Genomic DNA, 20,648 nt, shown 5'->3' with positions numbered 1-20,648 from the left:
AATCGAATTGCCTCTTGAATACAAATTTATAACCGTGTTAACAGAGAGAGTCTAGCTAATAAGAAAATCATAGACTTTATTACTATGCTTGGTAAATTTAGTTAAATGCATGTATAATATATCATAGGAAAGTACATGCAGAATGAAATAATATCAGCATTAATAATTAGGTGAGGTTTAACATGGAATTACTTGAGGAACGTATTATTCTGAATTTGAAAAGTCGTTTTTTTGACTTGATTTCGACAGAAAATCATCAGCTGAAATATGAGTCAATTCTTGAAGAAATGCTAGTGATAATAAAGGAGCTGATGCAGGCTGAAGAGGTAACACTTTATCATTTTGATGAAAACCTTCAACAGCTCGTAGTTGAGTCTTCAACGAATTCAGATGTTAAACGAAACCTAGCTGCGGTAAACTTTTCCTTTAAAGATCATCAAGAATTGGAAATTTGTCATAAGGTATACCGGAGACCCTTCCATATTCTCGCCTTTGAACAATATGATTTATTAATCCCTATTAGAAATAAAAACAGTATTCAAAGTTACCTTGTACTGAAAGAAAAAGGTCAATTTTTTTCGAAATTAACAGAAAAGGTACTTGAGAAATTAAGTATTGAATGCGGGCTTTTTCTTCAAAAGGCTCAAAAATTAACGAAGCTGCTAGTTGAGGAAAAGCGCTATAAACAGCTATTTCGTGTGACGGAAAAGGTCCATTCTACCATGAATATGAGATCAGTGCTTGGAGAAATTATTGATTCCTTACACGAAGTATACCCATCCTTTGCATATCTGCTATTTCTTTCACAGGATCATAAGGGTTTTGAAGGTTTACCAATAAAGGAATTTAATTATACTAGTAAAAATCAGGCCATCATGGAATCGTATGTGACTGGCACGATTCAATTCGAAGTTTCTGTGACTGAGCGTAAAGCGAATTTATATGCACCACTGAAAGGAAAACAAGGCGTCTACGGGGTACTGCAGGTAACATCTCCTAATGCCCTGGTATTCCCCAAAAATGAAGTCGAGTTTATCACTCTTCTCGCAAATACTGCAGGAGGGGCAATTGAAAATGCCCAGCTCTATGAGCAGTCGAAGCGGCTGATTGAGGATTTGCAGCTGATTAATGAAACAAGTCATCATCTGAATTCTACGCTTCGGCTGACTGAAACGATGGCCTATATGTCAGACCAAATAGTCAAATCACTTGCGGCTGAAGAGGTCGGTTTTATCCAATTTACCTTAAGCGATTCCTCATATGATGTACAGCAAGGAAGCACGAGTTTCTTTCTTACGGATGAGGCAAAACCATATATCGATTATTTTAAAGAAAAAATACTGTTAGAGAATGATTCAATATTTATTGGTGATTTAAAATTGCCAGCTGATACGAACAATCCTTCTCTTTTTAAATCTGCGATGGCAGTACCAATGAATCAGTCTAATGTAATAAATGGATTTGTTCTCGTCCTGCACCATCAATCATATGCTTTTTCATTTGATACATTTAAGCTGTTTCTTTCATTAGTCCATCATTCAACACTAGCCTTTACAAATACACTATTAAGAGAAAAGCTTGAAAAGTTAGTGGTCACGGATCATCTAACAAAGCTTTACTCACGAAAGTATCTTGATGAACAAATTCAGCAGTCTATGCAGGTTGATGAAGGTGCAACCTTCATACTCATAGACATTGATAATTTTAAAGTTGTGAATGATACCTATGGACATCAAATAGGTGATGAAGTCATTATTCAAGTGGCTAATGTGATTCATGATAATATCCGCGGTACAGATATTGGGGCACGCTGGGGCGGCGAAGAACTCGCTATCTACTTACCAAGAGTGTCAATTGATACAGGCGTAATGATTGCTGAAAGATTGGTCCAAAGGGTAAGCGAAGCCACAAATCCAACGGTTACCATCTCCTGCGGCGTTACCTGCTGGAAAAGGGAAGATCAGGATAATTATCAAAACCTATTTAAACGTGCAGATCATGCGCTGTACCAAGCGAAAAAAACTGGAAAAAATAGAGTGGTCACACGGCCTAGATAATAGAAACTAGAAACGACTCCTGTGTCTTCAGGAGTCGTTTCTAGTTTGGTCATACTTCTACATCATTTGTGTAAAAATACGTTAACAGCAGCGAAATCACCGGAATCACTATGGTTTTTGTCGAGATTTTTTTGAAGGATTGCTGAGCTATATCGCGAATTTGTTTAGGATAGGGAACCTTTGCCTTTTGAATGATTAAATCACTAATAGTGAGGGATTTATTATGAGGAAAAACTCGAAAGAGGATATAATCCAAGCTGCTATTTTCTTGTTTAATACGAAGGGATTTCAAGGTACAACAGTGAGAGATATAGCCGGAAAAGCAAAGGTAAATGTTGCGAATATTTCTTACTATTTTCAAAATAAAAATGGACTATTAGAATACTGTTTTATTCACTATTATGAAAACTATTTATTTGAGGTAGAAAAGGCAATGGCTGTACTTGAGGAAGACGCCTATGTCTGTATGCAAAAGGTTGTGGAGAATATTATCCGTTTCCAAAGTCAGAATGTTCATTTAACAAGATTTATTTTGCGGGAATTGTCACTTGATACCCAAGTGGTTCGTGAGATGATGTCTACGTATTTGACAAAAGAACGTTATCTACTTACAGAAATTCTCGAAAAAGGGATGATAAACAAGGAATTTAATAAAGTAAATATTAACTTTTTTATTATTCAATTAAAGGGGTTATTATCAATGCCTTTCTTGAATAGTCAATATCTTTCTGAAGTACTTCATACCTTTCCACAGGAAAAGTATTTTGCTGATAAATACTATCTGGAAATGTCAAATTGGCTAGAGAATATATTAACGCCTTCTTCCACTTCTGCAAAAAAACAATATAACGTTACGGCGCCGCCTTTTGCCATGAAAAGGGTTCCGCTTGGGAGACGGAAACATAAACAAGAAGAAGGCGGCAGTCTTCGTTATATAGTAGAGCGTCATTGATTTAGAAGCAGATGATGATAGCCTTGTCCAAGTTCTTTTGCTTGATGTGCATCAGATCCATACACAAGCGGAATCTGCAGTTTTATTGCTTCCTGTATAACCCAATGAGGGGGATATGGCTCGCGGCATAATGGTTTACTAGTCCCGGCACCATTATAATCCAGTTCATAGCCCTCTTTTTTTATGGATTTTAATAGATGAAAAAGAACAGTTTTCTCTTCACCTTCGAAAGGAAAACGGTTTTGAAATTTATGGACAAGTGTAATATGACCAATTCTCTTTGGTTTAAATGAGCCTAAATCGGCTTCGACAGACTTTTGTACGGTTTCATAATACCTTTTGTATATTTCCTCCACAGAGCCATAGACAGAAACCATTTCCTCAAACCCCTGCGGACTATAATCCACACAGTCATATCTATCATTCATTTTCAGAAAATGAACGGATAATATCGCATCGTCAAGCTTTGTACCAAATTTGTTGAGAGCAGCTGTTGTTTCTTGTTCAAACCCCTCGATATAATCAATCTCAAGACCGCAATTAATTTTCATTTTACCCTTATACAATTGCTTTACACGGTCAATTTCTTCGACATAATTGTCCCAATCTGCCCAGGACATAGCACTATCTTTTGTTGGAGTCGTATCGGTAAATCCATCCGGCAACGGAGCATGCTCTGTGAAGGATATTTCCTCAAACCCCAGTGATAGAGCCTTTTCAATATATTTTTCAAAGCTGTCATTTGACCCATGTGGACAAAATAAAGTGTGAATATGACCGTCCTTTTTTACCATGGTAATCCCCCAAAATTTTTTCTTTTTTAAAGAGTTTAATTATTTAAATATTTTGTACTTTTATGTTACTATTAATAATGTTTTTAAAATGTTATTTATGTAACTTTTATAATTGGCTGAACAAAGTCATGTAAATAATTCTACAAAAAATTAAATTTTAATAGTCAAAAATCGTCGTTTACATGGTATCATAAAAACATTGAAAAGAACATGCACAGAGCCTCACATAGTTTCAATATAACCTCGGCTCTTCATACTTCTTCTTAAATCCACTTCAAAGCTAGTTTTCATAAGTGTAATCAACGCTAGAGTGCTGCTTGAAAATAAATCGTACAGCTTGCACAATAAAATTTATATAAAATGGAACCAGCTCGTTATAGAACAGGGGGCTTACAATGGAATACATAATCGGAGGAATTGCAATAGTAATTTGTATATTCCTAGCGGGATTTTTTATGAAGAAAAAATATTATAAGGAAACAGACCGGCTAGAAGCGTGGAAAATCGACATAACCACCCGCCCTGTACTAGATGAGTTGCAAAAGGTTAAGCAATTAAATATGAACGGTGAAACGGAAGAACGTTTTGAACGATGGCGCAGTACGTGGGATGAGATTATTGCGGTTCAACTGCCGGATCTTGAAGAACTGCTGTTTGATGCAGAAGAGCATATTGATAAATATCGATTTAAAAAGGCCAAAGCTGTCCAAACAGAGATAAGTACCGTGTTAGCAAATGTAGAAAAGAAAATGGAAGAATTGCTGAATGAATTACAAGAGCTGATTGGCAGTGAGGAAAAGAATCGAATTGAAATAGAAGATTTGAAGGAAATTTATCGGGAATGTAAAAAAACACTGCTTGCACACCGGTATTCCTTTGCCAAAATGGAAAAAAGTCTTGAAACTGGGCTTGAGGAAGTATCAAAAAAGTTTGTAGAGTTTGACGAAAAGACAAATAACGGTAATTATTTGCAGGCACGGGAGCTCGTAATCAATATCCACGATTGTTTAGAAAAAACAAGAAAGGATATGCAATTAATTCCAAATCTCCTAATGGAATGCCAATCAACTCTTCCGTCGCAACTAGACGAACTACGGGATGGCTATAAAGAAATGCTTTCACAAGGATATGTACTAGAGCATATCCAAGTTGAAACTGAAGTGGAAAGAATCTCACTAGAACTTGCAGAAGTTATCGACAAACTGGAAGAATCGGATATGGAAGAAGTACAAGAGAAAGTAGTTTCATGGAAAGAAAGTATTGATGCTGTTTATGACTTGCTTGAAAAGGAAGTTTTGGCAAAGCATGAAATTAATCAGCGAGATCGGGAAATTTTACAAATGCTTCAGTCTGCTAAAAAGGTAAATAGTGAATTAAATCACGAAATTGCACATGTTCAAGCAAGCTACCATCTACAAGATGCTGATTTAGAGGTTGTGAAATCCTTAGCAAAACAGCTGGATCAGTTATTTAAACGCTATGAACTGCTGGAATATAAAATGGACGAGAATCATACTGCATACTCACATTTGAGTAAAGAAATGATAGCGGTTAAAGAGATGTTAGACATGCTTGTTGTAGAACAAGGGGCATTTAGCCAGAAGCTTCAGGCATTACGTAAAGATGAACTGGCTGCAAGGGATAAAGTACAGGCCCTTAGGAAAAAGGTAGCTGAAACGATTCGTTTGATTTCGAATAGCAATATTCCCGGTGTGCCAGAGGAATTTAAATATCTGCTAGAAGATGCACATGACAGCATAAAAGATGTGATTAAGAAGCTGGAAGAAAAGCCATTGGATATTCCGGATGTTCAGGAGTTCTTGGAACTGGCAGTTCTAACAGTTGATAAGGTAACGAAAAAGACAGAAGAACTTTTTGAAATGGTTAAGCTTGCCGAGCAGGTTATACAATACGGAAACCGCTATAGAAGCAGATACGCTTCAGTTGATAAAGGTTTAAGAGAAGCGGAGAGTCTGTTTAGATCCTTCGAATATAAAGAAGCTTTCGAACTTGCTTCAGCAACCATCGAAAAAGTGGATCCTGGTGCATTAAAAAGATTGGAAGATCTTTTAGAGGTATAATGAAAAAGGCTTGCTAAACAGCAAGTCTTTTTTTAATAACATTTTTCAAATGGTAATGATTATGTTAACATTTTTAGTTGGATGATTCGCAACGAAAGGGAGAAAGAAAAATAATGATTTATTTTGATAATAGCGCCACTACTAAGCCATTTCCCGAAGTGCTTGATTCCTTTCTGAAGGTTTCTTCGGAGTATTTTGGCAACCCCTCTTCACTTCATAATTTTGGCGGTCTTGCTGAGAAACTGCTCAATCAGGCAAGGTCGCAAGCGGCCAAGCTCCTGTCTGTTCAACCGAACGAGATTTATTTTACTTCCGGAGGAACTGAAGGAAATAACTTAGCTATCAAAGGGACCGCGTTTGCCAATCAAAAATCGGGACGTCATCTAATCACTACGACTATTGAGCATCCATCTGTCCGGGAATCCATGAAGCAGCTGGAAAGCTTTGGATTTGACGTGACAGAAGTTCCTGTTGATTCAAGCGGAAGGGTCGATGTAAAAACAATAGAAAATGCGATTCGGGAAGATACCATACTTGTATCTGTTATGCATGTGAATAATGAAGTCGGCACTATTCAACCAATAAAAGAGATTGGACAATTGCTAAGGAAGTATCCAAGAATAAGGTTTCATGTTGATCATGTTCAGGGTATTGGGAAGGTCCCACTAGATCTAAATGATTGCTCTATTGACCTCTGCTCTATTTCTGCTCATAAATTCCATGGTGTAAAAGGCACCGGTTTGCTGTTTGTTCGAGATGGGGTTAAAATAAACCCGTTATTGAATGGAGGAGGCCAGGAGAAGAATCTCAGAAGCGGTACAGAAAATGTTGCGGGTGCAGTTAGTTTAGCAAAAGCGCTTCGTATGATTATGGAAATACAGGATAAGGAATCGCGTCATTTGAATTTGGTTTCCAGAAAATTGCGGGAAGGCCTATCTAAAATAGAAGGTGTTGTCGTCAACACACCAGAAATATATGCTGCTCCACATATAATGAATTTTTCTATTCCACATTTGAAATCAGAGGTTTTTGTTCATGCGCTTGAAGAAAAGAATATCTATGTTTCGACGACATCTGCTTGTTCTTCAAAGCTGAAAACACTTAGTGGCACACTTGCTTCTATGGGAATGACGGAAGACAGAGCTGGAAGTGCAATCCGGTTAAGTTTGTCCTATACTAATACAGTGGGTGAAGCCGATGCAGTACTGTCTGCAATACAGGAAACGATTGAAGAGTTAAGAAAGGTAATGAAATAATATGAACTATGACCGCATTTTAATTCGCTACGGAGAGCTTTCAACAAAAGGAAGAAACCGCAGCAAATTTATCGAGAAATTAGCAAATAGTATTAGAGGAACTTTACATGAATTTCCTAAAGTGACAATTAGAAGCACGAGGGACCGCACCTACGTCATATTAAATGGTGAGGATGGACGTCAAATCGTTGAACGGCTGAAGGGTGTCTTCGGAATCCAATCCTATAGCCCTGTTATAAAGACAAATAAGGATATCGAAGAAATAAAAGCTGCAGTTCTACAGCTATTTGAAAAGGTACATAGGGAAGGGCAGACCTTTAAAATCACAACGAAGCGAGCCGATAAAACGTACTTTTTGGAAACAAATGAATTAAACCATGTCTTTGGCTCTCACATCCTGCAAAATGTTCCGAATTTAACAGTTAACGTCAAAAATCCGGATATTAACATGCAGGTAGAAATCAGATCTGAAGCTGCGTATATTTCCTGTGAAACCATTCAAGGTGCAGGCGGGCTTCCGGCTGGTTCGAGCGGGAAGGCCATGCTTATGCTTTCGGGTGGGATTGACAGCCCTGTAGCAGGGTATGAATCAATGAAAAGAGGGCTAGATATAGAAGGGGTTCATTTCTTTAGTCCTCCATTTACAAGTGAACGTGCGAAGCAAAAGGTAATTGATTTATCAGAGAAATTGGCTTCCTTTAGCGGACGTTTTCGCTTACATATTGTTCCGTTTACTGAAATACAACAATTAATCCAAAAGCAGGTACCAGAAAATTATACAATGACAACAACGAGACGATTAATGCTTCGTATAACAGATAAAATTCGTGAGAAGCAGGAAGCCCTTGCCATTGTAACGGGAGAAAGCCTTGGTCAGGTGGCTAGTCAGACGCTTGAAAGTATGTATGCCATTAATGAAGTAACCAATACACCAATCCTAAGACCGCTGATTATGATGGACAAATCTGATATTGTCGACATTGCACAGTCCATCGATACACATGATATATCGATTAGACCTTTTGAGGATTGCTGTACGATATTTGTTCCGGCCTCTCCAAAAACGAAGCCGAAACGTGAGAAGGTTATTCATTATGAAAGTTATATTGACTTTGAGCCATATATACAAAAGGCAGTTGATAACATTGAAACAATCGATATCAGGCCGCAGGAAAGTAAAACAGATACATTTGAGGGGCTTTTTTAAGATTAGTTGTTTTTTCTTACATAACAACTACAATTTACCAGTATGAAGCCATGTGATACTACACATTCTATTATCACAAGGAGGTGATATCACATGGCAAACAACAACAACTCAAATCAACTGCTAGTTCCTGGTGTACAACAAGCTCTTGATCAAATGAAATATGAAATTGCTTCTGAGTTTGGTGTTAATCTTGGTGCTGATACAACTTCTCGTGCTAACGGTTCTGTTGGTGGAGAAATTACGAAACGTCTAGTTCAAACAGCTCAACAACAAATGGCTGGATTTTCACAACAATAATGAAAAATAAATAGAAGATGGCTACAAGGAGTGGGAGTAATCCCGCTCCTTTTTTTGCCTTGTCTTTTTTTGCGTAAAATGATACTAATAATTAGTACTTAGTCATAATAACTGGTTTAATTTCCTCTTAGTAAAATCTTTAAAATGTGGTATGATGAAAAGCAGAAGATTTGGAGGCGAGTAACATGAAACGTGAAGATTTGATTGCACCTTTACAGTACAATCTTGTTTCTGAAATGGAACGTTTTGCAAAACAAAAAGATAAAATAGCCGTTAAATGGGAAAGTCAGGATGGAAAGACAGAAGAAATCTCATATGAGGCATTAATGGCTGGTGCTAATAAAATTGGAAATATTTTACTTAATAGTGGTTTAAAAAAAGGCGATGTTATATTAGTTATTATCCCTCGCTTACTTAATGCATATGAGGTATATCTTGCTGCGCTTAAGCTGGGTTTGGTTGTTATACCAAGTTCAGAAATGCTTCGGACGAAGGATCTGCAATACCGTATTATACACGGAGGTGTAAAAGGCGTTATCAGCTATCATCCTTATGTAGATGAATTTGAGCCGATCGCTGAAATGAAGCAAGTCATTAAATTTACTATTGGTCAAGAGAAAGCAGGCTGGGAGCGTTTAGATGAAAAAATGAAAACTGCTTCTGCTGAGCTTAGTTTGGCTGATACAAGTCGTGATGATATGGCATTTTTATCTTATACCTCAGGGACAACGGGTAATCCAAAGGCAGTTGTACATACACATGGATGGGCATATGCGCATCTTAGAACTGCTGCACCGCATTGGCTTTCTATCGGTGAAGGAGACACTGTTTGGGCTACAGCAGGTCCTGGATGGATGAAATGGATTTGGAGTCCGTTCTTGGCAGTTTTAGGTTCGGGTGCGACTGGTTTAGCTTATCATGGGAAATTTGAACCGGAGAAGTATTTACAGCTTCTTGAGAAATATAAAGTGAATGTACTTTGTTGTACACCAACTGAGTATCGTTTAATGGCAAAGGTTGACTATCTCGGCGAATATAATCTGTCTAGCTTACATAGTGCTGTTTCGGCTGGTGAACCATTGAATCGGGAAGTAATCGAAACCTTCCAAAGACATTTTGATCTGAAAGTCCGGGACGGGTATGGTCAAACTGAAAGCACGCTGTTAGTTGGTATTTTGAAGGACATGGAGTTAAAGCCGGGGTCAATGGGGAAACCTACACCCGGAAACCACGTCGAAATTATTAATGATGCCGGTGAGATTTGTCCTGTCGGGGAAGTCGGAGATATAGCTGTCCATAAAGATACGCCGGCATTGTTTAAAGAATATTATAAAGAGCCTGAAAGAACGATGGCGCAATATCGCGGAGATTATTTTGTGACAGGTGACCGTGCGAAGAAGGATGAGGAAGGGTATTTCTGGTTTGAAGGAAGAAGTGACGACATTATCATCAGCTCAGGTTATACAATTGGGCCGTTTGAAGTGGAAGATGCACTTGTCAAACATCCATTTGTCAAAGAATGTGCAGTGGTAGCAAGTCCTGATAAAGACCGCGGGAATGTAGTAAAGGCTTTTATCGTGTTAAAACAAGGGGTTAAGGAAAACGAAGATGATTTAATAAAGCTTTTACAGAGGCATGTGAAAGAAATGACAGCACCTTATAAGTATCCTCGGAGAATAGAATTTGTTGAGGAACTACCGAAAACATCTTCAGGTAAAATTCGTCGTGTTGAATTGCGAAATGATGAATTGAAAAAATATCTGTAATGTGATGAAAGGAGCAGACGCATGGGGCGTCTGCTTTTCTAATTGCATAGACCAAAGGATTTCAATTAACTGCTTGTTGTCACAATGGAGCTTCTCATTTATAATGATTATTATTTTACTATAAGGGCTCTGATTCTTTAACAGAGTCTAAATTAATAAGAATAGAGGGAAAAGAAATGGATCGTAAAGGGGAGAAAATGGGGGTTATTTATGCCGTCATTTCTTATTTATTATGGGGATTATTGCCGATCTACTGGAAGCTGCTTGAAGGTATTGGGGCAGATGAGATATTAGCAAGCCGGATTGTCTGGTCCTTTTTATTTATGGTGTTGCTTCTGCTAATCACTAAAAAATGGAACAGCTTCATCATTACATTAAAAAGTCTGCTGCAAAATAAAAGGCAGCTGATATTTTTAACAGTAGCGTCTTTACTGGTCAGTTGTAACTGGTTTATCTATATTTGGGCTGTTAATCATGACAAAATTATTGAAGCAAGTATGGGATATTATATTAATCCGCTTGTGAGTGTCCTGCTTGGCATGATTGTCTTAAAAGAAAAGCTATCATCTGCCCAGTATATATCTTTCTTTTTTGCTGCTATAGGAGTTATTATTCTAACTGTATCATATGGTATGCTGCCATGGATATCATTGGGGTTAGCCTTTACATTTGGTTTCTACGGCTTGGCGAAAAAAATGATTAAAGTAGATTCATCCATAGGCTTAACGTTAGAAACCATGGTGGTTACACCCATTGCAATCATTTATATCTTCTACTTATTTTCCCAAGGCATGAATACATTTCTCACTGTTTCACCTAAAACGGATATTCTACTAATCCTATCCGGTGTTGCTACCGCTGTGCCGCTTCTGTATTTTGCTAAAGGTGCTCAAAGAATTCCGCTTTCTATGCTTGGATACATTCAATACCTAGCCCCTACTATCAGTCTGTTATTGGGTATTTTTGTTTACGGGGAGCATTTTTCAAAGGGACATTTTATCGCATTTATTTTTATTTGGTTTGCGCTGATTATTTACTCAGTATCTAACGTAAGTTTTATGAAACGTGACAAACGGAAAAAGGAAAGAAAAATCAGTGCCTAGGTATGTTTCAACAAAAACGAAGACTGTGTGTACAGTCTTCGTTATAGAAAGTTTCTTTTTACTTTATCCCAAAATGAATTATGCTTTAGCTTGATTGTTTTAATTCTTTTATCGCTTAACTTAATTTGAATTTTTTCAACATGTTGTATACTTAGTGCCTCATTATCCATCGCCATTGTTGGATGCTCATTTCCTTCCTTGGCCACCCTCAAGGTTAAGACCTTATCATCACTTAAGATAAAAGGTGATCCAAGCGTTCGGTATTGATTGTTATTCAATGAACCCAGCTCTGTAACCTGCATACAAGGGAGCAGCGGGTCTACAACTGCACCGTTCACAGACTTATTATAGGCTGTACTGCCTGTTGGAGTAGATACGATGACTCCATCTCCTCTAAAGGTTTCAAACTGAAGATCGTTAATATAAACATCCATAATAAAGGTTTTAACAATGTTTGATTGGATACTAAATTCATTTAAACAATAAAAAGAGGCTTGGTTATCTATCGTTACTTCGATTGTTGGGTAGCGGCGAACTTCAATTACCTCTTCGGTCATCGCATCAATCATTTCCTTCGTATTTTCTATATGAAAATCACAATAGAGACTTAATTGATCTGTTGTTGAAATTCCGACATATAGGCAATCTTCACGAAAACCGGTTCTACGAACAGCTTGTAAAAACGCTCCATCCCCACCAAAGCAGGCAATTACATTGGCTTTTTTATAATCCTTTACGATTGTGAAGCCAAGATTTACAGCAAGTTTTTGCATTTCATCGATTTTCTCTCGTATCATTGGTTCTTCTTTGTGGAAAAAATAAAGATTACGGCGCTCTGGCATGAATATCCCCCCTTTTTCCTATCGTACTAAAATTTATTGAATTTTTCTATTCCTTTCTTTGTTATTATTTTTTGAAACATTTTGCCGTTTTTATCCGTAATACAAGTAAATGAAATTAAAGGAGGACGAATATGTGAATGGAAAACGGTGGGCAGCATTAGGGATTGCAGCTGCACTATTTATTTTCTCAGTTGTCATTAATACGTTTACAACCATTTTTAGTAAAGATTTTCAAACCACGATGGATGAATTTATGAATCCTACAAGTGGCCTTGTGACAGAGGAAGTCATTGAAGAAGGAAATATGATGAAGAAAATAGCTGTACTCGACGTAAATGGAACGATTCAGGATACCGGAGATACTTCATCCATCTTTGCTGCAGCGGGCTATAATCATCAAGCTTTTCTAGAAAACCTAGATTACGCCAAAGAGGATGATGCCGTTAAAGGAATTATTATTCGCGTGAATAGTCCTGGCGGTGGTGTTGTAGAGAGTGCGCAAATACACGATAAAATTGTAGAGATTCAAAAGGAAACAAAAAAACCAGTATATATTTCAATGGGATCCATGGCTGCATCTGGTGGTTATTACATATCTGCACCGGCGAATAAAATATTTGCCAGTCCTGAAACATTAACAGGCTCTCTTGGGGTCATCATGCAAGGAATCAATTATGCTGGACTTGCTGAAAAATATGGTGTGAAATTTGAAACGATTAAGAGCGGTGAATTCAAGGATATTATGAGCCCTTCAAGAGAAATGACAGAAGAAGAGAGAGCGATCCTGCAAGAAATGATTAACAGCTCCTATAATGGTTTTGTGAAGGTTATTTCGGAGGGCAGGGATCTTCCAGAAGAAGAAGTAAGACGCATAGCTGACGGAAGAATTTATGACGGACGACAGGCAAAGAAATTACATCTAATCGATGACTTTGGTTATTTTGAGGATGTTGTTGATGTTATGAAAAAAGATTATAAATTAAAGGATGCACAAATCATTCAATACACGGAAGACCTTGGCTTTGCTTCACTATTCACTATGGGGGCACGAAAGCTTGCGGGTCAGGAGGATATTGAGCTTGCAGGATTAATGAATGTTTTATCGCAGCGAAATTCACCACGACTAATGTACTTGTATGCTGAATAAGGGGGTGTAGAATTGGATTCAAATCAACAAGACATTGAAAAAGAGGTAGTTGGAAATAAGGACGTCACACTTTCCAATGGTGAGAGAGAATTGCTAGAATCTTCGGACCGAGGAGTCGTTCAAGCAGATAATGAATCGGCAGCTGAAAAAGTTGACTATAGATATGCAGGATTTTGGATGAGATTCTGGGCTTATTTACTGGATTTAGTGGTTATCGCCAGCTTGAATGGAATTCTCGTCTATCCACTTTTCAGAGCCTTGGATATAAAAATTAGTGACCCGAGTATGTTTGCACCTGCATCCATTGTAACCGCAGTTATTTTCTATGCCTATTTTGTGCTGATGACTAAATTCTTTAAACAAACTCTAGGCAAAATGGTGTTTGGGTTGAAGGTCATTTCACTGGATCAGACTCCTTTAAGCTGGTCAACAATTATGTTTCGTGAGTGGATTGGACGTTTTATATCCGGAAGTATTTTAATTTTATATGTTGTGGTTGCTTTTTTACCAAGAAGACAAGGAATACATGATTTATTTGCAGATACTACAGTGGTCCATGTTCGATCATAATTCATTAAAATGAAACCTGTCATCATAGGATGACAGGTTTATTTATGCCTTTAATTGCCAATAATAAGAGGCTGAAAGGTTGTGAACAATATTGAAATGGATCTTGGTCGTTTGTTTAGTTATTCTGCTTCTGTTCGTACTCATCATCATGACAAAGATAAAAGTAATGATCAACTATTTTCATGCCCAAGATAATGATTCATTAAAGATAGAATTCAAGGCTTTATTTGGACTTATCAAATATAAAGTTGAAATTCCGGTTATTAAAATAGACGATGATTCACCGTCAATTGTGGCTAAAGGGAAATTGGAATCAGGTGAAGAAGAAAAAACGAAGAAAAAGGGTGCTTTAAAATTTACACCACACGATCTAATAGAAAGCTTTAAAGATTTTAAATTGCTGTTAGAACATGTGATCTCATTACATAAAATCATCCGCCGTTTTTTAAAGAAGGTAAAGGTCACTGAATTAGAATGGAATACGCTGCTTGGGACAGGTGATGCAGCATTGACAGGAATGGTTACTGGTGCAGCATGGGCTGTAAAAGGCAGCATTATCGGGGTTATCAGCAGCTATTTCAAGCTTCTGGTTATACCCCAAATGATCGTTCAGCCGCATTTTCAATTTGCTGTTGCACAAACCTCTTTTAAATGTATGCTTCATTTTAGAATCGGGCATGCTATGGTAGCAGGAATCAAATTGCTTAAATTTTGGAAGGGCGGGCGACCGCAGTTTAAGACGAAGCCTTTATCCGCTCTATCAAATGATAAAACAAAACCAGTCTAGAAGAGGAGGAAGTAAACAATGTCCGATCATCCAATTCAAGGATTAATGACGACCGCAATGGAGAATTTAAAAGAAATGATTGATGTTAACACTATTATTGGGGATCCGGTTGAAACCCCTGATGGCAGTGTGATTTTAACGGTTTCGAAGGTTGGTTTCGGTTTTGCAGCCGGAGGAAGTGAGTTTACAGCTGATACCGGTGGCGGCCAAAGTGGAGATAAGCCAAAGATGCCATTTGGCGGTGGTAGCGGGGGCGGTGTTTCCATCACGCCAATTGCCTTTTTAATTGTGAATTCCCATGGGGTTAAAATGGTACATCTTGATGAAAGCACTCATTTATATGAACGAATTTTAGACCTAGCGCCACAGGCCGTAGATAAAATCCAGCAAATGATGTCCAATAAAGATAACAACAACAATCAATCAGGTGATAAAAAACAATCCAATGATCAGAACCAATCCGGTCAGTCAAATGAATATAATGGACAAAAGCAAGAATTAGAATTCTAATAAAATAAGGTTAACTTTCATATTAGAGAGTTAACCTTTTATCTTGAAGAGTTCCATTATCTGAATTTTTATTTGTTTTTGAATTTCAATACATATTTGTTGCAAAAGTCACTTTGAGGAGCTATAGTTTACAATGTACATATATTGTTATAGGAGGAAATGATTATGGCATCAATTACATTTGCAGGAAACCCAGTAACACTAATTGGAAATGAAGTAAAGGTCGGAGACAAAGCTCCTAACTTTACTGTACTAGCTAATGATTTATCACCAGTAACATTAGAAGATTCAAAAGGAAGCGTACGTTTAATTAGTGTTGTTCCATCACTAGATACAGGCGTATGTGATGCGCAAACACGCCGTTTTAACGAAGAAGCTTCTAAATTAGACAATGTTAAAATTCTTACTGTAAGCGTTGATTTACCATTTGCTCAAAAACGCTGGTGTGGAGCTGCGGGCATTGAAAATGTTCAAACACTTTCAGATCATCGTGACCTTTCTTTCGGAGAAGCATTCGGTGTAGCAATTCAAGAACTACGTTTATTAGCTCGTGCTGTATTTGTTGTTGATTCAAACGACACAGTAACATACGCTGAATATGTAAACGAAGTAACAACTCACCCTAATTACGAAGCAGCTTTAGAAGCAGCTAAACAAGCGAAATAATCTCATACAACATCTACTGAAAGCCAGCTTTTTGATAAGCTGGCTTTCATTTTTAATCATTGAGTCAAAAATCAACTTTGTTTTAAGCACCTTCCCAACATCCCCTAGCCTGCCAAACTTGTACATCTACACAAACCCCGCTACAATAGTAAAAGAAATGAAAAACAGGAGGAAAATATTGTGAAGACCACTCCGGTTGAAGAATTATTTACAATCATAAATGACACGGCCCTTCTTTTACAGGAAGAATTAAACGTTAGTTTCTTAGAGGCATTGGCGGAAACAGGAGAAAATATATTTCATCAATCCGTCCTACAGGATGAACTTAGTGAACTAACACTTAAAAGACTTAAAAAGATTTATGAAGGCACCCAAATAACAAAATATACAAAAGAAGAAATTCGTAAATCATTCCAATTAGCGATTTTAAAAGGAATGAAGGAAAGTGCACAGCCTAATCATCAAATGACCCCCGATTCAGTAGGGATGTTTGTTGGATATTTACTACATAAGTTCGTTAAGAAAGAGGCCTATCGGTTAATGGACCCAGCAGTCGGTACGGGAAATTTATTAACAGCAGCGATGAATCAAGAAGTGAATAAAACAATTCAGGGGATTGGAATCGAAATAGATGACCTTCTTATTAAATTAGCGTATATAAACGCTAACCTACAAGAGCATCCAATCGAATTTTTTAACCAGGACAGTCTGGAGCCCTTATTCGTTGAGGCGGTTGATGCGGTAATCAGTGACTTGCCTGTCGGCTACTACCCAAATGATATCAGAGCAGCGGACTACGAATTAAAAGCAGACGAAGGACATTCATACGCCCATCATTTATTCATTGAGCAAAGCGTCCGTCATGTGAAACCCGGCGGCTATTTATTTTTTATCATACCAAATGGTTTATTTGAATCCGAGCAGGCTAAAAAGCTCCACGAGTTTTTCCAAAAAACTGCATTTATACAAGGGATTATTCAATTGCCTGAAACGATGTTTAAGACCAAACAATCAGCAAAAAGCATTTTAATCCTGCAAAAAAAGGAAGACTCGTTGGAGCCTCCGAAGCAGGTACTATTAGTCAATATGCCATCATTCTCAAACGGTCATGAGGTTGATAAAATACTTACAAAAATTGACCGCTGGATGATTGAAAATAAAAAGTAACTTTCTTTATAAAAAATAAAATCGATTTTTGTGGAAATTTGTCGAAATATCAGAATATAATTACTTTTAGCTGAAAGCCATTTTTGTAAAAGTATTCCTTGAATTACCTGTCCTTCAGTGATTAAATGAGAAATTGGAGATATTAATTTTTTTAATTGGATAAACTATCGTTGTATGACAATAACAATGAGTTTTCTAATTAATTATCCAATTGACATTGTACTAATGACTTGTTTTATAAAGGAGCGTTTATAAATATGGCTAAAATTATTGCGATTAACGCCGGCAGCTCATCCTTAAAATTCCAATTATTTGATATGCCGAGTGAAGAAGTTATTACTAAAGGATTAATTGAACGTATCGGGCTAGATGATGCTGTGTTCAATATTACTGTTAATGGTGAAAAAATTAAAGAAACGACTGATATACCAAATCATAACGTTGCAGTTGAACTACTATTAGGTAAGCTAACTGATTTAGGAATTATTCAGTCTTTAAATGAGATTGAAGGTGTAGGTCACCGTGTTGTTCATGGTGGGGAAGCGTTCTCTGATTCAGTTCTTATTACGCCTGAAGTTCTACAAAAGATTGAAGAATTATCAGAGCTGGCACCATTGCATAATCCCGCAAATGTAACAGGAATTCAATCATTCCAAAAGGTTCTGCCTAATGTTCCTGCTATTGCAGTATTTGATACAGCTTTCCATCAAACAATGCCTGAGGATTCTTTCCTTTACAGTGTTCCTTACGAATACTATAAAGACTTTGGAATCCGTAAGTATGGTTTCCATGGAACATCTCATAAATATGTATCAGAGCGTGCGGCAGAAATGCTAGGAAGATCACTTGATCAGCTTCGATTAATCTCTTGTCACCTAGGAAACGGTGCAAGTATTACAGCTATTCAAGGTGGACATTCTATTGATACATCAATGGGATTCACTCCGCTTGCCGGTGTGACAATGGGAACTCGTTCAGGGGATATTGACCCTGCTCTTATTCCTTATATTATGGAGAAAACAAATCAATCAGCTGATGAAGTATTAGAAGTATTAAATAAGAAGAGCGGTATGCTGGCACTTTCCGGTTTCTCAAGCGACCTTCGTGATATTGAATTACAAGCTTCAGAAGGAAATGAGAGAGCTGAGCTTGCTCTAAATGTATTTGCTTCTCGTATCCATGCTTATGTTGGAGCGTATGCTGCACGTATGTCTGGTGTAGATGCCATTATCTTTACTGCTGGAATCGGTGAGAACAGTGATACCATTCGTGCTCGCGTCCTAAATGGTTTAGAATTTATGGGTGTATATTGGGACCCTGCATTGAATAGCCTTCGCGGAGATGAGCGTTTCATTAACTACCCGCACTCCCCAGTTAAAGTAATGGTAATTCCAACGGATGAGGAAGTAATGATTGCTAGAGACGTTGTCCGTTTAAGTAAATAATTTATATGAAAGCAATTTGAATCTAGCGGTATATCTGCTAGATTCAAATTGTTTTTTTTTAATAAGCAATAAAGTCTTAATGTTCGTCTTGTCAATCACACCTAAGATTTTCCTTATAAGATATGGTATACTGATACAAAATATACGGTTGCTGTAATTTAGGAGGTTTCTCTTGTGACATTAACAGATCGGGAAAAACAAGTATATGAAGAAATCCGTGAATGGGAAAGTCAAATGTACAGGTATGAACCGAATGATTTTCAATTGGTTTATGATAAGTATATTGAAAGATCATTCCAGCTTTTACCGGAAAAAACGAGAGCTCAGTTTTCAAACTCTCTTGATAACTGGTTATTTCATCTTCACGCCTTTATCCAAGGATCTGAGCTTCAGCTTGATGCGAAGAAGAGAGTTATTGAGAGCGGAAGGATTTTTCAAGAAGATATTCAGACGATAGAGGATTTGAATTCGCTGACCATAGATCAGCTGCAATACATAGCTGGACAGCATATAGCTCGTCACCGCCTCTATTCGTTCGCGCAAGGAAGTATGTCAGGGACTGGAGGAGCTATTCTTTTGGGAGCGGATATTCCGGGAATGGCAGTGATTAATTTGCGGATTGTGCAGCTCATAGCCATGACATATGGAATTGAAGTGAATACACCGTATGAGATGATGACTGCGCTAAAGGTCTTTAATGTTTCTATTCTTCCTTTACGAATGCAAAGTCAGGGCTGGGAGGAATTAATGAATGATATCCAGCATGACAATTATTTTTATGAAGGGGCAGAAGAAATCGCTAATATAGCTTGGGTTGAGCAGCTGTTGAAGCAGGGATTAAAGGGGATAGCAATTATGATTTTTCGAAAAAAATTAATTCAAGGTATTCCTTTTATCAGTATGGCCATTGGTGCAGGTGTCAATTACCAATTAACAAGAAAGGTAACTGACTTTGCTCACAGGTATTATCAAATGCGGTATCTGCTAAAGAAAAAGGAGAGTACAAATGAGTATTGAAGAACATAAAAAGCAGGCACAAAGAAGTGTAATCTGTAAAGTAATCACGGTTAGTGATACAAGAAACAAAGAAACAGATAAAAGTGGAAAGCTAATGATTGATTTGCTTGAGGGTGCGGGGCACCAGATAGGGGATTATATCATTGTAAAGGATGAGAAAGGTCCAATTCGGGAAGCCGTTTTAAAGGGCTGCCTAAATTCTGAAATAGATGTGATTTTAACAAACGGCGGAACGGGGATTGCCTTAAGAGACGTCACGATTGAAACGGTTCAATCTCTATTTGATAAAGAAATAACTGGTTTTGGTGAGTTATTCAGGATGCTTAGCTACCAAGAAGATATTGGATCAGCGGCGATTCTTTCCCGTGCTGTAGCCGGAGTAATAGGGAATAAAGCGGTATTCTCAACTCCTGGTTCATCAGGTGCCGTTAAGCTGGCAATGAATAAATTAATCCTGCCCGAACTTGGCCATGTTGTTCGCGAATTAAAAAAAGACTTGTAATTGGGTGTCAGGCACCAGAAAAAGACAAATGGTCTCATTTGTCTTTTTCTGGTGCCTGACACCTGTGTATTATTGATGCATCTTTTCTGAAAGACTTTGATTGAGTCTAAACCATAGCCATAAATCATTGATTACGGAAGCGAGTTCAGCTATTTCACTATTTAATTGACAGGAAACCTGGAAGTTGCTTTCATTATCTAGCTGTGCTTGTTTCTTATTGATTGTTTTTTCAAGGCTGATGATTCGGTCAGGTATTGCCCCTCGGATATTCTCCCAATATAATAATACAGACTCCTGTGTTTCATCTGATAGCATATCCCATTTAAGATCATTTGAAGGTAGTTCAATCCCTAATCTTTCATTATAAATAAAATATTCTTCCATTGTTTGCACCCCCTATTATGAAGTTATAGACTAATAAACTATCTCATTTATCAAAAGATTCATATAAATTTTACCATACAATTTTGTACTCTCAT

Annotated in this window: 20 protein-coding genes; 17 read left to right on the top strand and 3 right to left on the bottom strand. The window is 37.5% G+C overall.

The window, feature by feature from the left end; all coding sequences use genetic code 11:
- Positions 1 to 182 precede the first annotated feature (182 nt).
- Together ACHUFV_RS15225 and refZ are read left to right on the top strand one after the other, a co-directional pair.
- On the top strand, positions 183 to 2,057 hold the full coding sequence (locus tag ACHUFV_RS15225) for a sensor domain-containing diguanylate cyclase (protein ID WP_394235576.1): 1,875 nt from the start codon (positions 183 to 185) through the stop codon (positions 2,055 to 2,057).
- 223 nt (positions 2,058 to 2,280) lie between these two features.
- Positions 2,281 to 3,009 carry a forespore capture DNA-binding protein RefZ gene (refZ, locus tag ACHUFV_RS15220; protein ID WP_394235575.1) on the top strand — a complete coding sequence of 243 codons (729 nt, stop codon included), beginning with the start codon at positions 2,281 to 2,283 and terminating at the stop codon, positions 3,007 to 3,009.
- Here the strand turns inward: refZ and hisJ are convergent.
- Positions 3,003 to 3,803 (bottom strand): histidinol-phosphatase HisJ, encoded by an 801-nt coding sequence (gene hisJ / locus ACHUFV_RS15215; protein WP_394235573.1) that lies wholly within the window; start codon positions 3,801 to 3,803, stop codon positions 3,003 to 3,005. The two genes, refZ and hisJ, sit on opposite strands and share 7 nt — an antisense overlap.
- A 395-nt stretch (positions 3,804 to 4,198) precedes the next feature.
- On the opposite strand from hisJ, the gene ezrA reads away from it, so the two are divergent.
- The 6 genes from ezrA (at position 4,199) to rarD (ending at position 11,516) form a co-directional block, all read left to right on the top strand.
- Positions 4,199 to 5,884: a septation ring formation regulator EzrA gene (ezrA, locus tag ACHUFV_RS15210; RefSeq protein WP_394235572.1), complete on the top strand. Its 1,686-nt coding sequence runs from the start codon at positions 4,199 to 4,201 to the stop codon at positions 5,882 to 5,884.
- A 113-nt stretch (positions 5,885 to 5,997) separates the two neighbouring features.
- A complete protein-coding gene (locus tag ACHUFV_RS15205) occupies positions 5,998 to 7,140 on the top strand; it encodes a cysteine desulfurase family protein (RefSeq protein WP_394235571.1) in 1,143 nt (380 codons plus the stop codon).
- A gap of 1 nt (position 7,141) precedes the next feature.
- On the top strand, positions 7,142 to 8,347 hold the full coding sequence (gene thiI, locus ACHUFV_RS15200) for a tRNA uracil 4-sulfurtransferase ThiI (RefSeq protein ID WP_394235570.1): 1,206 nt from the start codon (positions 7,142 to 7,144) through the stop codon (positions 8,345 to 8,347).
- A 93-nt stretch (positions 8,348 to 8,440) separates the two neighbouring features.
- Positions 8,441 to 8,647, top strand: a complete 207-nt coding sequence (locus tag ACHUFV_RS15195) for an alpha/beta-type small acid-soluble spore protein (protein ID WP_150439021.1) — start codon at positions 8,441 to 8,443, stop codon at positions 8,645 to 8,647.
- A gap of 185 nt (positions 8,648 to 8,832) precedes the next feature.
- On the top strand, positions 8,833 to 10,413 hold the full coding sequence (gene mbcS, locus ACHUFV_RS15190) for an acyl-CoA synthetase MbcS (protein WP_394235567.1): 1,581 nt from the start codon (positions 8,833 to 8,835) through the stop codon (positions 10,411 to 10,413).
- Positions 10,414 to 10,589: 176 nt separating this feature from the next.
- Complete coding sequence (rarD, locus tag ACHUFV_RS15185; RefSeq protein WP_394235565.1) at positions 10,590 to 11,516, top strand: EamA family transporter RarD; 927 nt, start codon at positions 10,590 to 10,592, stop codon at positions 11,514 to 11,516.
- Between the two features lie 41 nt (positions 11,517 to 11,557).
- Here rarD and ACHUFV_RS15180 read toward each other — a convergent pair whose 3' ends face one another.
- The gene (locus tag ACHUFV_RS15180) at positions 11,558 to 12,358 is read right to left on the bottom strand and encodes an NAD kinase (RefSeq protein WP_394235563.1); all 801 of its coding nucleotides are present in this window, start codon (positions 12,356 to 12,358) and stop codon (positions 11,558 to 11,560) included.
- Between the two features lie 133 nt (positions 12,359 to 12,491).
- Here ACHUFV_RS15180 and sppA point away from each other — a divergent pair, with 133 nt between their 5' ends.
- The 9 genes from sppA (at position 12,492) to ACHUFV_RS15135 (ending at position 20,169) form a co-directional block, all read left to right on the top strand.
- Complete coding sequence (sppA, locus tag ACHUFV_RS15175; RefSeq protein ID WP_394235562.1) at positions 12,492 to 13,505, top strand: signal peptide peptidase SppA; 1,014 nt, start codon at positions 12,492 to 12,494, stop codon at positions 13,503 to 13,505.
- A 12-nt stretch (positions 13,506 to 13,517) separates the two neighbouring features.
- Positions 13,518 to 14,075 (top strand): RDD family protein, encoded by a 558-nt coding sequence (locus ACHUFV_RS15170; protein WP_394235560.1) that lies wholly within the window; start codon positions 13,518 to 13,520, stop codon positions 14,073 to 14,075.
- A gap of 91 nt (positions 14,076 to 14,166) precedes the next feature.
- A complete protein-coding gene (locus ACHUFV_RS15165) occupies positions 14,167 to 14,862 on the top strand; it encodes a DUF2953 domain-containing protein (RefSeq protein WP_394235558.1) in 696 nt (231 codons plus the stop codon).
- 18 nt (positions 14,863 to 14,880) lie between these two features.
- Positions 14,881 to 15,372 carry a GerW family sporulation protein gene (ytfJ, locus tag ACHUFV_RS15160; RefSeq protein WP_394235556.1) on the top strand — a complete coding sequence of 164 codons (492 nt, stop codon included), beginning with the start codon at positions 14,881 to 14,883 and terminating at the stop codon, positions 15,370 to 15,372.
- A gap of 165 nt (positions 15,373 to 15,537) precedes the next feature.
- Entirely contained in the window at positions 15,538 to 16,038 is a 501-nt protein-coding gene (gene tpx, locus ACHUFV_RS15155; RefSeq protein ID WP_394235554.1) for a thiol peroxidase, read from the top strand.
- Between the two features lie 180 nt (positions 16,039 to 16,218).
- Complete coding sequence (locus ACHUFV_RS15150; protein ID WP_394235552.1) at positions 16,219 to 17,205, top strand: class I SAM-dependent methyltransferase; 987 nt, start codon at positions 16,219 to 16,221, stop codon at positions 17,203 to 17,205.
- A 257-nt stretch (positions 17,206 to 17,462) separates the two neighbouring features.
- On the top strand, positions 17,463 to 18,650 hold the full coding sequence (locus tag ACHUFV_RS15145; protein WP_394235550.1) for an acetate kinase: 1,188 nt from the start codon (positions 17,463 to 17,465) through the stop codon (positions 18,648 to 18,650).
- A 174-nt stretch (positions 18,651 to 18,824) separates the two neighbouring features.
- Positions 18,825 to 19,667 (top strand): EcsC family protein, encoded by an 843-nt coding sequence (locus ACHUFV_RS15140; RefSeq protein ID WP_394235548.1) that lies wholly within the window; start codon positions 18,825 to 18,827, stop codon positions 19,665 to 19,667.
- Positions 19,657 to 20,169 (top strand): MogA/MoaB family molybdenum cofactor biosynthesis protein, encoded by a 513-nt coding sequence (locus tag ACHUFV_RS15135; RefSeq protein ID WP_394235546.1) that lies wholly within the window; start codon positions 19,657 to 19,659, stop codon positions 20,167 to 20,169. The genes ACHUFV_RS15140 and ACHUFV_RS15135 overlap by 11 nt, the downstream gene beginning before the upstream one ends.
- A gap of 69 nt (positions 20,170 to 20,238) precedes the next feature.
- Here ACHUFV_RS15135 and ACHUFV_RS15130 read toward each other — a convergent pair whose 3' ends face one another.
- Positions 20,239 to 20,553 carry a hypothetical protein gene (locus ACHUFV_RS15130; RefSeq protein ID WP_394235544.1) on the bottom strand — a complete coding sequence of 105 codons (315 nt, stop codon included), beginning with the start codon at positions 20,551 to 20,553 and terminating at the stop codon, positions 20,239 to 20,241.
- Positions 20,554 to 20,648: the final 95 nt, after the last annotated feature.

The sequence above is a fragment of the Niallia oryzisoli genome, from assembly GCF_043641075.1.
GTDB classification, from domain to species: Bacteria; Bacillota; Bacilli; order Bacillales; family Cytobacillaceae; genus Bacillus_BD; species Bacillus_BD oryzisoli_A.
Note: the sequence above shows the minus strand (reverse complement) of the source record. Positions and strands in the feature narration are given on the sequence as shown.

Coding starts and splice junctions, on each gene's coding strand:
- ytfJ (WP_394235556.1), top strand. CDS start 14,881: ATGTCCGATCATCCAATTCAAGGATTAATGACGACCGCAATGGAGAAT.
- ACHUFV_RS15135 (WP_394235546.1), top strand. CDS start 19,657: ATGAGTATTGAAGAACATAAAAAGCAGGCACAAAGAAGTGTAATCTGT.
- ACHUFV_RS15205 (WP_394235571.1), top strand. CDS start 5,998: ATGATTTATTTTGATAATAGCGCCACTACTAAGCCATTTCCCGAAGTG.
- ACHUFV_RS15145 (WP_394235550.1), top strand. CDS start 17,463: ATGGCTAAAATTATTGCGATTAACGCCGGCAGCTCATCCTTAAAATTC.
- ACHUFV_RS15195 (WP_150439021.1), top strand. CDS start 8,441: ATGGCAAACAACAACAACTCAAATCAACTGCTAGTTCCTGGTGTACAA.
- ACHUFV_RS15130 (WP_394235544.1), bottom strand. CDS start 20,553: ATGGAAGAATATTTTATTTATAATGAAAGATTAGGGATTGAACTACCT.
- rarD (WP_394235565.1), top strand. CDS start 10,590: ATGGATCGTAAAGGGGAGAAAATGGGGGTTATTTATGCCGTCATTTCT.
- ACHUFV_RS15225 (WP_394235576.1), top strand. CDS start 183: ATGGAATTACTTGAGGAACGTATTATTCTGAATTTGAAAAGTCGTTTT.
- thiI (WP_394235570.1), top strand. CDS start 7,142: ATGAACTATGACCGCATTTTAATTCGCTACGGAGAGCTTTCAACAAAA.
- mbcS (WP_394235567.1), top strand. CDS start 8,833: ATGAAACGTGAAGATTTGATTGCACCTTTACAGTACAATCTTGTTTCT.
- ACHUFV_RS15180 (WP_394235563.1), bottom strand. CDS start 12,358: ATGCCAGAGCGCCGTAATCTTTATTTTTTCCACAAAGAAGAACCAATG.
- ezrA (WP_394235572.1), top strand. CDS start 4,199: ATGGAATACATAATCGGAGGAATTGCAATAGTAATTTGTATATTCCTA.
- hisJ (WP_394235573.1), bottom strand. CDS start 3,803: ATGGTAAAAAAGGACGGTCATATTCACACTTTATTTTGTCCACATGGG.
- tpx (WP_394235554.1), top strand. CDS start 15,538: ATGGCATCAATTACATTTGCAGGAAACCCAGTAACACTAATTGGAAAT.
- refZ (WP_394235575.1), top strand. CDS start 2,281: ATGAGGAAAAACTCGAAAGAGGATATAATCCAAGCTGCTATTTTCTTG.